At 54.5% G+C, this 12,379-nt stretch carries 13 protein-coding genes; 9 read left to right on the top strand and 4 right to left on the bottom strand.

Annotated features, from left to right (window positions below; translation table 11 throughout):
• Nucleotides 1–288: 288 nt before the first annotated feature.
• The 9 genes from JRF57_13660 to JRF57_13620 all read left to right on the top strand — a co-directional run bounded on the left by JRF57_13660 (nt 289) and on the right by JRF57_13620 (nt 8,938).
• A complete protein-coding gene (locus JRF57_13660; GenBank protein ID MBW2304745.1) occupies nt 289–930 on the top strand; it encodes a transporter substrate-binding domain-containing protein in 642 nt (213 codons plus the stop codon).
• Entirely contained in the window at nt 861–1,073 is a 213-nt protein-coding gene (locus JRF57_13655; protein ID MBW2304744.1) for a transporter substrate-binding domain-containing protein, read from the top strand. The genes JRF57_13660 and JRF57_13655 overlap by 70 nt, the downstream gene beginning before the upstream one ends.
• 132 nt (nt 1,074–1,205) lie before the next feature.
• Nucleotides 1,206–1,856 carry an amino acid ABC transporter permease gene (locus tag JRF57_13650; protein MBW2304743.1) on the top strand — a complete coding sequence of 217 codons (651 nt, stop codon included), beginning with the start codon at nt 1,206–1,208 and terminating at the stop codon, nt 1,854–1,856.
• A gap of 26 nt (nt 1,857–1,882) precedes the next feature.
• Nucleotides 1,883–2,620 carry an amino acid ABC transporter ATP-binding protein gene (locus JRF57_13645; GenBank protein ID MBW2304742.1) on the top strand — a complete coding sequence of 246 codons (738 nt, stop codon included), beginning with the start codon at nt 1,883–1,885 and terminating at the stop codon, nt 2,618–2,620.
• Nucleotides 2,621–2,791: 171 nt separating this feature from the next.
• The gene (locus JRF57_13640; GenBank protein ID MBW2304741.1) at nt 2,792–3,472 is read left to right on the top strand and encodes an amino acid ABC transporter permease; all 681 of its coding nucleotides are present in this window, start codon (nt 2,792–2,794) and stop codon (nt 3,470–3,472) included.
• Nucleotides 3,473–3,500: 28 nt separating this feature from the next.
• Nucleotides 3,501–4,760 carry a nickel-dependent lactate racemase gene (larA, locus tag JRF57_13635; protein MBW2304740.1) on the top strand — a complete coding sequence of 420 codons (1,260 nt, stop codon included), beginning with the start codon at nt 3,501–3,503 and terminating at the stop codon, nt 4,758–4,760.
• A gap of 12 nt (nt 4,761–4,772) precedes the next feature.
• Nucleotides 4,773–6,173: an FAD-binding protein gene (locus tag JRF57_13630; GenBank protein MBW2304739.1), complete on the top strand. Its 1,401-nt coding sequence runs from the start codon at nt 4,773–4,775 to the stop codon at nt 6,171–6,173.
• Nucleotides 6,163–7,482 carry a (Fe-S)-binding protein gene (locus JRF57_13625; protein MBW2304738.1) on the top strand — a complete coding sequence of 440 codons (1,320 nt, stop codon included), beginning with the start codon at nt 6,163–6,165 and terminating at the stop codon, nt 7,480–7,482. Before JRF57_13630 ends, JRF57_13625 begins: the two co-directional genes overlap by 11 nt.
• A 286-nt stretch (nt 7,483–7,768) precedes the next feature.
• Nucleotides 7,769–8,938, top strand: a complete 1,170-nt coding sequence (locus JRF57_13620; protein MBW2304737.1) for an ATP-binding protein — start codon at nt 7,769–7,771, stop codon at nt 8,936–8,938.
• A 49-nt stretch (nt 8,939–8,987) separates the two neighbouring features.
• Here the strand turns inward: JRF57_13620 and cas2 are convergent, their stop codons facing one another.
• The 4 genes from cas2 to JRF57_13600 form a co-directional block, all read right to left on the bottom strand.
• On the bottom strand, nt 8,988–9,266 hold the full coding sequence (gene cas2, locus JRF57_13615) for a CRISPR-associated endonuclease Cas2 (GenBank protein MBW2304736.1): 279 nt from the start codon (nt 9,264–9,266) through the stop codon (nt 8,988–8,990).
• Between the two features lies 1 nt (nt 9,267).
• Nucleotides 9,268–10,314: a CRISPR-associated endonuclease Cas1 gene (gene cas1, locus JRF57_13610; protein MBW2304735.1), complete on the bottom strand. Its 1,047-nt coding sequence runs from the start codon at nt 10,312–10,314 to the stop codon at nt 9,268–9,270.
• Nucleotides 10,314–11,930, bottom strand: coding sequence for a DNA primase (locus tag JRF57_13605; protein ID MBW2304734.1), 1,617 nt, complete (start codon nt 11,928–11,930; stop codon nt 10,314–10,316). Before JRF57_13605 ends, cas1 begins: the two co-directional genes overlap by 1 nt.
• Nucleotides 11,927–12,379: hypothetical protein (locus JRF57_13600; protein ID MBW2304733.1), on the bottom strand; the 453-nt coding region annotated here is incomplete at its 5' end. The genes JRF57_13600 and JRF57_13605, both read right to left, overlap by 4 nt.

The following is a 12,379-nucleotide window of genomic DNA, read 5'->3' as shown; positions in this document are numbered from 1 at the left end:
TTCAAATCATCAAATTTTGAAACCCTTCGGGATTTCCGATTTTACAGGATCTGCTGCGTTGCCTGCCTGTGCGGTGCCTGTCTGCCGTCCCAACGGGACAGGCAGGCACGCAGACAGGCGCTTCGGATTCCGTCATTGCGGCGTACTGATATGTACGCCTCATTCCTGAATCCCTGCCCGCCTCTGGCGTGGCTCGCGCGCCTTGCATCTCCAGAAAACTCGGAAATCGCTCAATTTAGGTCCTTGTAATCATCAACCCAAAAACAAAGAATGAAGAAAGGAGGCATCATGGAGCGCTTAAAAATTTACTGGCTTGTGGCCCTCGTGGCGGCCGTTGTGGTGGCAGGATTCGGTATCGGCACCGTGGGTGCGGCCGATCATTTGAGTGTTATCAAACAGCGTGGCGAGATCATCGTAGGGACCTCCGCCGACTACCCCCCTTATGAGTCCGTAGACAAGAAAGGTAATTTCGTCGGGTTTGATATGGATATCATCCGCGAGGTCGGCAAGCGAATGGGCCTGAAGGTGAAGATCAAAGACATGGGTTTTGATACCCTTATCGCGGCCCTTCAAAAGAAAAAAATCGATCTCATCATCGCGGCAATGCAGGGAACGCCCGAGCGGGATGAAAAGGTGGATTTTTCGATTCCATATAATTTCGTAAAAGACGCCTTCATTACCTCCACTAAGGCCGATGTCAAAATGACCAAGGCCCTGGATGCCGCAGGCAAAAAAATCGGGGTTCAAACCGGAACGATCCAGGAAACCTGGATCATGAACAACCTGGTAAAACCGGGCCTGACCCGCGAAGACCCGTGGACAACGCCGGATTGGATTTGGCCGCCGGCCGCATCGACCTTGTGCTCATTCAAAGCAAGCCCGCCAAGGACTTGGTGGCCAAAAACAAAAAACTCAAAATCGCCCTCGTAACTACTGAAACCATCAAGGCCGGACAGTGCATCGCGTTGCCTGAAGGGGAAACAAGCCTCAAGGCGGAACTGGACCGCATCATCACCCAGCTTAAAAAGGAGGGCTGGATAAAACGGAAAAAGGCCCAGTGGGGCATCGATTGATCGTAAACCCTTGCTGGAAACCGAACCCGGGGGAAAACCCTGTGATGGCCCGGCAGGTCTGGATCCATTCCCATTACGCCGTCCCGCCGGGTCATCCCCTGTCTTACCGTCCGGGATGGAAGTATACTCCTCATGGATATGCTGTCTCATATCTTGCTGATCTTTAAATATATTATTCCGGGACTCGGGGTGACTCTTTCGGTTACGGTGATCGCCCTTGGCACCGGATTTCTCCTCGGAACGGTAATGGCGGTGTTTCGCGTATTTGGAGGACCGCTCCTCTCCTCTCTTGCGGCTGTCTATAGCATCGTTGTTCGGGCAGTCCCCGTGGTTGTCATCATCTTCATCCTGTACTTCGTGATCGCAGAAATAGTAGACCTTTCCCCGTTTTTTTCAGGGGCTTTCGCCCTGGGATTTGCAAGCGGTGCATACCAGTCCGAGATTTTTCGAGGGGCGATAATGTCCGTTCCGCCCGGTCAGATGGTGGCGGCGCGAGCCATTGGGATGACCCGCTTGAAGGCCATCCTCAACATCATCCTGCCCCAGGCCATGCGCCTGGCCATACCGGCATGGTCCAATGAAGTAACCCTTGTATTGAAAGACTCCACCCTGGTCTATGTGATAGGCGTGCCGGAAATCCTGAGGCGCGCCCAGTGGTTGAGCGCCCGCACCCTCGAACCCTTCATAGCCTTCGGTGCCGCGGCCGCCTTTTACATTGCCATAACCGTTTTGGCAGCCCGGGGGCTCAATATCCTGGAACGCAGGTATAAGATACTGACGTAAAAGGGCGGATTATGAACGATCAGACGATCCTCAAAATTGAGGCATTGCGGAAATCCTTCGGGGCTGTTGAAGTCATCAAGGGTGTATCTCTTTCCGTCAAGCCCAGGGAAGTGGTGGTCATCGTGGGTCCCAGCGGAACGGGTAAAAGCACTCTGCTTCAGTGTATCAACCTGCTTACCAGGCCTACGGACGGCCGCATCTGGCTGGAAAATCAGGAGATCACCTCAAGGGGCGCAGACGTGGACAAGATAAGGCGGCGCATCGGCATGGTGTTTCAAGACTTCAATCTATTCAATCACTTGACTGCTCTTGGCAATGTCACGATTGGAATGACCAAGGTCCTGGGAATGAAGGCCGAGGATGCCCGGGAAAAAGGCATGTATGAACTGCAGCGGGTGGGAATGGCGGAACACGCCGATAAATACCCTGCCCAGCTTTCGGGCGGACAAAAGCAGCGGGTGGGGATCGCCCGGGCCCTGGGGATGGACCCTTCCATCATGCTTTTTGATGAACCGACTTCAGCCCTTGACCCGGAACTTACCGGCGAAGTCCTTGGCGTGATGCAGAAACTCGCCCAGGAAGGCATGACAATGCTGATAGTCTCTCATGAAATGGGATTCGCCCGGGAGGTGGCGGACCGGATCGTTTTTATGGAAAACGGACGTATCGAAGAAGAGGGCCCGCCTGAACGATTTTTCAATAATCCCCGCTCGGAGCGGACGAGAAGATTTTTAAGTAAAATGTCCACCGCGGACGACGCCTGACGCAGCGGCGTGCAAGGCTCGGAATAGCTTCAGGGGCCGAGGGTTCAGGGTTCAAGGGGTCCAATGGAAAATGCGTAGAGACAGGCTTATCAGCTCCTACGACAATCACACTGAAGTCTTCGGCTAAAGGCGTAGGTTTCTCTCCTTCCCCGAATGGGACAATAACCTGACATGGACGAACTCATCCTGGTCATACAACGCATCGCGCCGGATCTTCTTCGGGGGACAGGTGTGACCCTTCAACTTGCCATGGGTTCCCTGTTGCTGGGATTCGCCGTCGGGTTGCCGGTCTCCCTGATCCGCGTATACGGCGGCCCGTGGCCGCAACGCCTTGTAAGGGGTTATATCACGCTGTTCCGGGGCACCCCGCTGCTGGTCCAGCTTTTCGTAGTTTTTTACGGACTGCCCGACCTGGGCCTCACCCTTTCCCGGATCACCGCCGCATATCTGACCCTGGGCCTTAACAGCGGTGCCTACCAGGCCGAGTATTTCAGAGGGGCCATTCAGGCCGTGGCCGGGGGCCAGATGAAGGCCGCACGGGCCATAGGAATGAGCCAGTTGAAGGCGGTGCGGCACATAATCCTGCCCCAGGCCCTGCGGCTCGTACTGCCTGCATGGTCCAACGAAATGATCGCCATAATCAAGTATACGGCCGTCGTGTTTCTGATCGCAATCCCCGATCTGATGGGCCGGGCCAAGATCCTCTCAAGTCGCTACTTCATTCCCATTCAAACTTATATCGGTGTCGCGGTCATATATCTCATCCTGGTAGGGATTGCTTCCCTGATCCTGCGATTTGTGAGCAAGAAACTGGAGATACCCGGTCTGTCTCTGGATACGGCCCGGAACTGAACAGTTGCGGGGAGGGGTGGAATAGAACTTGCCGACGGTTGAAATTCCATTCGGAGGAAAAACGGTATCGGTGGAGATCCCCGAGGGTTGTCTGGGTGCCGTTGTAGGCCCCCGCCGGGTGCCCCCCGCCCCGGACCCCGTGGGCGAGATCGAATCGGCCCTTGCGCGGCCCATAGGAACCCCTCCCCTTGAAAAGCTCCTGCGCCCCGGGCGGAAAGCGGCGGTCATTATTGACGACATTACCCGCAAAACACCCACCGCCCTTATGCTGCCCCCCGTGCTGAACCTGTTGACATCAGCCGGAATCCCTCCTGCGGATATCACTATCGTAATCGCCCTCGGAACCCACCGGCCCATGACGGAAGAAGAAGTCCTGTATAAGATCGGTCCTGAGGTCGCCCGCCTCTATCCGGTCGTTAACGTGCCTGCCAGGGATGAGGCCCAGATGGTCTCAATCGGCACATCTCCCATGGGGATTCCGGTCCGTGTCAATAGAACCGTGGCCGAGGCCGATATCCGTATCGGACTGGGTATGATCGTCCCTCATCAGGACGTGGGTTACGGGGGCGGAGGCAAGATCATTTTTCCGGGCGTGTGCAGTGCCGAAACCATAGAGGCCTTCCACGCAAGAACGGCTCCCATCACCACGAACCAGCTCGGGGTGGTGGAGTCTCCCCTTCGTATTGACCTGGAGGCATTCGTCTCGGAACATATTCCCCTGGACTTTATCGTGAACGCGGTTCTTACCCATGGAAACGCCCTGTACCGGTGTGTTGCAGGGGACGCCTGCCGGGCTCACCGCGCAGGGATTAAATATGCCATGGAAGTTTACGGGGTACCGTTTGAACGGAAATACCCGGTGGTGATCGCAAGCGCCTGTCCCTATGAAATCGACCTGTGGCAGGCCACCAAGGCCCTTGCAAGCGGAGCCATGATGACTGAAGACAAGGGCACCCTGATCCTGGCCGCAGCCTGTCCTGAGGGAATCGGTCCCCATCCCCTGTTTGCACAGTACATGGGGATGGGTCTGGAGGAACTCTTGGACGCCTTGAACCTGGGCGAGGTTGAAAGCCCCGCGGCAGCGGCCGAGGCCGTAGCCGTATGCCGGATGAAAGAACGGATCAGGGTGGCTGTCGTATCCCCGGGTATAACGGAAAGGGAGGCCCGGACCATGGGGATGGAATACTTTGCATCCCTTGAAATGGCCATAAACATTGTCCTTGAACGATACGAGGGTCGGAAAATCGGCGTGCTTACCCACGGAGGCACAACCCTTCCGATCCTATAAGAAAGGGTTGAGATGAATCCGGAGGCTATAAGACTTCTTTCAGACCTTCTTGGCCCATCCAATCTAAAAACGGCCCTTGAAGACCGTATAACTTACGCCTTTGACGCTTCGGGCACCAGGGCAATACCGGAAGCGGTCCTGTTTCCGCGCACCAGGGAGGATGTACCTGAAATAGTCAAAATAGCGGCCCGCTTCGGGATCCCCATCACGGCCCGGGGGGCGGGGAGCGGACTTACCGGCGGGGCCGTCGCACCTTCCAGCGGAATGGTCCTTGACATGAGCTGTTTAGACCGCATCATCCGGATCGATCCCGGAAATCTCCTGGCCGAAGTAGAGCCCGGGGTCGTCACGGCCGAACTTCAGGCTGCGGTCGAAAGGGAGGGTCTGTTCTACCCCCCTGATCCGGCCAGCGGGTCCTTTTCCACCATCGGCGGCAATATTGCGGAAAACGCCGGAGGAATGCGGGCCGTAAAATACGGTGTCACCCGCAATTATGTCATGGGGCTGGAGGTGGTGCTTGCCTCGGGGGAGGTGATCCACACGGGATCAAAGTGCCTGAAAGACGTGGTGGGTTATGATCTTACCACCCTGTTCGTGGGTTCTGAAGGAACCCTGGGGATCATTACCAGGGCCATTCTGAGGCTCCTGCCCCTGCCAGAAGCAAGGCGAACGTTACTGGCCCTGTTTCCATCCATGTCAAAGGCCGCGGAAACCGTTCCCCGCCTTTTCAAGAGCCGCGTTGTCCCCTCCACCCTGGAATTCATGGACAGGGTGTGCATCGAGGTCGTAAGCAAATATCTTGAATCGGGTTTCCCTGAAAACGCCGAGGCCGTTCTCCTTATAGAGGTGGACGGGAGGAGGTCAGCGGTGAACGAGGAGATGGGGGAAGTGCACCGTGTCTGTAAGGAACAGGGGGCCATGGAGATCCAAACGGCGGCAAGTGAATCGGAACGGGATGTTCTTTGGCGTTCCCGCAGATCCATCCATAACGCCCTCAGAAGACTCCGCCCGAGATGGGAAGAGGAGGACGTATCGGTTCCCATCGCTTCCATACCCGCCATGATTGAGACCATGGAGCAGATCCGCCGCTCCCACGGTCTCCTGCTGGCCTGTTTCGGTCACGTTGGAGACGGGAACCTTCATATAAGCTATGTTCCCAAGGACGAAACGGCGACTGATTCCCCGCGACTTGGCCGTGCAAGGCACGACATCCTGCGTGCCGCAGTGGATCTTGAAGGCCGCATTGCTGCGGAGCACGGAATAGGATCGATCAAGAGAAAAGAAATCGGCTGGAACCTGGATCAACCGACCCTCCATCTAATGGAAACCGTAAAACACTTGCTCGATCCTGACGGAATTTTCAACCCTGGAAAGATCTTCCCCGGGGAGGAGGCCGGCAGCCATGCCTCATGAAAACTCCGTCAAGGAATCCGGGCAGGGGCAAGGCCTGGCCGGTCTTGGGGCCTTACTCCTGAAGTGTACCAAGTGCGGGGAGTGCCGCAGCGTGTGCCCGGTGTTTAATGAACTCGGGGAAGAAAAATACGTGGCCCGGGGGAAACTGGCCCTGGTGGATGCCCTTGGGGCGGGAGAATTGCCGCCAACCGATGCCCTTCGTGAGGCCTTGGAGCAGTGCCTCCTGTGCCTTTCCTGCGAAGCCCGGTGCGGGAGCGGAGTGCCGGTTTCAAGGATCATCACCGAGGCCAGGGCCGAGCTTGCCCGAGACCTGGGGCGGCCCCTCCCAAAGCGTATGCTCTACCGTCTTCTCGCATCCGGACGGGGCATGGTAAACCTGGCCTTCAGGACCGGTTCCCTTCTACAACCCTTTCTCTTCAGGCGCATCCCCGGAACAAGCGGGCTCAAGCGCCGCTTTCCCCTCCCCCTCGTGGACAGGGACCTCCATGTGCCAAGGCTGGCCCTCCGCCCCTTTCGCTCCAGGGAGGAAAGGTTTTTCCCCGCCCCTGATTCAAGGGACACGGTGGTCTTCTTTACGGGGTGCCTTACCAACTTCATTCATACCCAGACCGCCGGCTCAGTGGTGAAGGTATTAAACAGCCTGGGAATATCGGTGATCGTTCCAGGGGACCAGGCGTGCTGCGGCGCACCGGCCCATGCAGGAGGCGATTTCGGCGCTGCCGGGAACCTCGCCCGCATGAATCTCAAGGCCTTGAACAGGGGACGTGCCGAAGGCAAAAAGGTGGTAGTGCCGTGTGCTTCAGGTGGATACATGTTGAAAAGCGTTTATAGCCTCTTGATGCAAGATGATCCCGTTTACGGGGAAATGGCAGCGGACACGGCACAAAGAACCTTCGACATTTCCGAGTACCTTGTAAACCATGTGGGGCTCGGGAACATATCACCCCACGTTAAGTCACACCTTTCAGGCCCCGTTACCTGCCACGACCCATGCCACCTGAACCGGGGCCAGGGAATCAGGGAAGAACCCAGGGCACTGTTGAAAATTGTGTGTGACGAGTTTGCGGAAATGGAGGACCCCGGGACATGCTGCGGCTCGGGCGGCATTTACGGAATTACCCACCGGGACACCTCGAAGCGTATCCTTGAGAAGAAGATCAGGAGCATACTGGATTCAGGCGCAGGGATCGTTTCAACAGGATGCCCCGGTTGCATCATCCAGATAACAGGCGGACTGCTTCAGCGGGGCTCAATGGTAGAGGCAACCCATACCATCCAATTGCTGGCAAGGGCCATGGGGCTGGTTTAAGGATGGTCTGCCCCCATTACTGGGACCTTGCGGAGCAGAAAATTTGGAGGAAATTCCCCCAAACCTCCAGCCCTGCAAAGAGCGACATGCACCAACAAACCTGAAACCGATTCGGCACCGTATGGTTAGAGCTTAATTTACAGCCTGAATCTTGCACGATACCGATCTGAAAAACCTGGATTTCCCCCCAAAAAAAATGAGAATTGTCCTGGCGAAGGACACCATTCTTCTATTTTTCATGACTTTTATAACTTGACAGGTAAATTTTTCATGGTAAAATTGCGACATGATTCCCAGAGTGATAAAATTACCTATTGGTAAAAAAAGTTTTTTTCTATTTGGCCCCCGCCAGGTAGGAAAAAGCACCCTTGTTCGCAAGGAGCTTGCACAGAAATACCACATAGAGATTGATCTTTTAAAAAGGGATGAATTTCTTAAATACAGGCTTGATCCGGCATTATTCCGCTCTGAAATCGAGTTTGCGGCCAAAAACGGCAAAAAATTCATCGTATTCATAGACGAAATACAAAAATTACCTTTCCTCCTGGATGAAATCCATTACCTGATTGAGAAATTCAAGGGGCAGCTTACCTTTATCCTTACGGGCTCCAGTGCCAGAAAACTCAAGCGTTCATCAGTTAATATGCTGGCAGGAAGGGCATGGGAGTTCAGGCTTTATCCATTTACCTTTATGGAACTGGGGGATGCCTTCCATCTGAATGACGCCCTTTTGAAGGGCACCCTCCCCCCGATAGTTCATGAAAACCCGGAGGATGCCTTCTTCACCCTAAAGGCCTATACCCAAACCTATCTCAAGGAAGAGATCCTGGATGAGGCCCTTGTGAGAAACGTTGAGGCATTCGGCCGGTTCCTGGATATCGCTGCCGACCAGAGCGGAAGGATCGTCAATTATTCAACTATCGGAAGAGATACGGGTGTTTCCGGAAAAAACATCAAGAATTATTATCAGATACTGGAGGACACCCTGATTGCAATCCGGCTTGAGCCGTATTTGAAAAGTGCAAGGAAAAGACTTGTTCGCCACCCCAAGTACTACCTTTTCGACATCGGAGTAATAAACAGTCTTTGCAGTAGAATTACCCCAAGATCCATAACTGTTCCGACAGTTTTAGGAAACCTCTTCGAACACTTCATCATCCTTGAAACAAAACGATTAGTGCATTATGGAAAACGTCCCGCAAAGCTCTTTCATTGGCGATCTTCCCAAGGGGCTGAAGTCGATCTCATAATCGAAGAAGAAGAAAACCTGTTTGCGGTGGAAATCAAGACCATGCGAAGAGTAAAAAAAGCCGACCTTCGTGGTCTGCGATCCTTTTGCAAAGATTACCCTCAAGCGATACCGATGTGTGTCTCTATCTGTGACAGGCCATACACAGCAGGTGAGATCCCGGTGCTCCCGTGGCGGGACTTTTTCCATGAACTGGATTTGGTGTGAAAATGTTTTCGCATGCATTTCCCAGCGGAAGTGGACCAAGCGAGTATGATCAAAGTATTCTGAATGTCCCTTCTTCCGGTTTTCCCCCGATCCCCGAAAACTCGAATCTCCGGAGACATGCCTTACACAGGTGATAATACCGGATTGTATCTTCTGATACATCGATCATGTCTTCAAGGCTGTTTTTCATCTTCAGGAATCTTTCTTCCGAGAGCCCCGGGCACTCAAAAACAGATTTCTGTACCCGTTCACCGTATGACTTCAGTACCTTGACCACACGTTGCCTTGAACGGTCATCCACTATATCAAAGCACACCAGGCAGAACATCCTAGGCCTCCCACTCGAACGGTACATAAGGAGTTTCAGGGTCTTCCAGGTATCTTGCAAAGGCCCTTGACTGGTGAAGGATAAGCATCCTGTAGTTCGTTTTTATAGGAGGGTTTCCATATCGTATTCTTTTGTTCATTACCCTCTCGTAACTCTTGACAAAAACCCTGTTCATGGAAGGTTTCATTTCAACGGGCCTTTTCGCCTTCATTTCTTCTTCAGTCACGTAGTTGTCCGGTGAGTTCTTCCTGAAAACAAAGTCATCCGGGGTTACGGCCTTGCGGTTGATCAGGCCCAGCACGATCCTGTCTCCCAGGAAACAGCGGTACTCTTCCACCAGGTCGCAGGCAAGGGAAGGCCTTCCATAGCTCACTTCGTGCAGGCACCCCAGGTATGGGTCGAGCCCGCACGTCTTTATGGCCGAAAGGACTTCATTTGTAAGCAATGTATACACGAAGGAGAGCATTGCGTTCACGGGGTCCAGGGGGGGACGCCGGTTTCTGCCGTGGAATTCAAACAATGAATTCCTGATAAGATAATGAAAGAGCTCGAAATAGATGCGGGTCGCATTTCCTTCAAGCCCCCGGAGCATGTCAAGGTTCTGTATGCCGCGCACGGCGCCCGCAAGGGACTTCAATTTGACCGCCCCGATGCGCAGCGCTTCATTGTTATACTGCCTGGCGCGCAACAGCAAGAAGCGGGCCATGTTCCCGATTTTGCCCTGCACAATGATACGGGCCGTATTCAGCGCGAACCCGGGCTCACTCAAGCGGACGTACTGCGCCTTTCGCAGGGCCACGTGGCGGTGCTCGTCAAGGGCGAGCCGTGCCCTGAAGCGGCCGCTCGGGGTGATAAATACTGTCTCTACCCGGTTCTGGATCAGGAAATCCAGGACCCCTCCGCTGAGAGACACGTAACCCACGAGCATGAGCTTCTTCAGTCCTTCGGCGGGGATCTCCTGAATAACCTTTCCCCCTTTCACCACCTTCAGGGAACGTCCCTCCCTTCGGAGATATGCTCCGGGTTCGAGCACATAGATACTTTCCATTACTGCAGGAACGCCTCCGTCTGCGCGATGGCCCTCTTGAGATTTTCAAGGGCCGAGGAGAGATCGTTTACCTTCTCTGAACGTTCATGGGCATCCTCTTTCCATTGATCCACGTGCAGGAGCGGGTGTGGGTATGCGGCCGGACGGTTGAACGGGCAGATATCCCCGGTAAAACTCAACAAGGAGTGAATTCGTCTGCATCCAAGGGGGCTCCCGCGCAACCTGCTCAATTTGTAATCCACCATGTGAGGGTTGTAATCCGGCACTGACGAGAGCAGATGATGCACGAGGCTCCCAGCCCTGGGAAGAAATCCGACCGTCTGGAAGAGGATCTTCTCTTCCCTTAACGAGAGAGGTTTTCCGTTCCTGCAGGAAGCAATGACTTGTCCAAGGGGAGGGCACAGGGATTCAAGGCTTGCCAGTTCAGGATATTTGTCGGCCCATCCCTTCATCCTCGGGTGAATGAGTACCTCCCCCCTTTTTATTCCATCTGCCGGCACCAGGATCTTCTCAGGGTCCGTCGCCCGGATCTTTTGAAGGAACGCCAGTTGCGCTTCCACTCCGCGGTCATGGCAGTCGATAAAGTACGATCGCTTCCCGGTGAGCCGGTGTACTCCCAGGGGCAGTTTAACCAGGTTACCGAAGCCTTTACCTGAAAGGTTGTCCTGTTTAGGAAACACCTCTATCTGAAAGGCAGACAGGTCCTTTTCCAGGGTCTGCCTGATTCTCTCAAGGGGCCTTCTTGCGCTCCCGGCTGAAACCGGTTTTTCGAAGAAGAACCAAAAGTGAAAACCCTTTCCCCCGCTGAACTCCGAAACGGGCATGAGCCCGGACTCCTTTGCCATTTCAATGATCCTGGTGAAAATATAGGCACGTTCTCTCCTGATGAGGTCTTTATCATCCCTGTTGAGGTTGCCTTTCCTGAATTTTGCATCCACATCCACGTCAATAACCGCAACCCTGACGGTCGAATCGGTGCGAAGGAGATATATGCCGTAGGTTTTCTTCCCGGATAGATGCTCCTCCACGTCCTGTTCCGCCATTGGCCGGCGAACCGGCACGTAACCCTGCTTTCCTTCTGGTCTGTTAGCCCACTGACGTGCGAAACAATCCTCCCTCCCTGAGAAAAGATCGAGATACCTTTGAACCGCTTCCTCCCTTTGCCTGAGTTTTTCAAAGGGCTCAAGGGCTGCCCCGATATCACGGTCCCTTTCTTCTGTTTCGCTTTGGTAGGATCCGCGCCAGATCCGGTGCTGTTCCTCCCCGATATGATTCCTCGATGCGGCCAGGACCTGGGCAAGCCGCTCTTTCCGGCCTAGGATTGAGAGGAGTTCCAGATGCTCTATCCACGCATCGGTCTTCCTTGGAGACGTCTGGTTGAGATGGGTGAAAATCTTGAGGGCAAGCTCCACGTCTCCTCCCATTTGCGCAAGCCTTGCCCACTTTAACTGCATTTGGGCATCCAGCTTCTTCCAGACATCCTCGCGTGACAGGATTTCAAGGCATCTGGCAGGATCCTTTCCCTCCATGATTCCCTTCTCAAGCCTTGCCGTCACCAGCCTGAAATCAATGGGGTCTTTTCCCCCCTTTCTCGCCCCGATTTTCTTCTCTCTCATTTTTCCTCTCCCTTGCTCCCATGCCCAGCCCCGGAAAGCCTTGCCAAGAGCATTGCAAGCTTCGGATAGCGCGGATTGCGGGCCCTCAGGTCTTCGGCCAGTTCCATGGCACGTTCACGGTCCCGCAGGCGGTATGCATTAAGTGCCTGCCAGAACTGTGCGTCATCCAGGAACCCTCCCCACGTTTCCCTGAAAAACGTCCCTGCTGCCTCCGCATATTCCATGCTCTTTCGAAAGTTCGTGCACAGGTACTCAATCCTTGAAAGCCTTATAAGGGCCCTGTGCCTAGAGCGCCTGTCCCTGTCCAGGCATGTGAGAAGCACCCGGCGTGCAGCATGAAACTCTCTCTTCGCACAAAGCACGTCCGCCTCAGTCCACCGATAATATGGCCGTCTTTTCTTCTCTGGCACCTGGTCTATTGCATCCGCTGCCCCCTGTATGTCTTCCAT

Source organism: Deltaproteobacteria bacterium, assembly GCA_019310525.1.
In the GTDB taxonomy this organism is placed as follows: domain Bacteria; phylum Desulfobacterota; class DSM-4660; order Desulfatiglandales; family HGW-15; genus JAFDEE01.
Note: the sequence above shows the minus strand (reverse complement) of the source record. Positions and strands in the feature narration are given on the sequence as shown.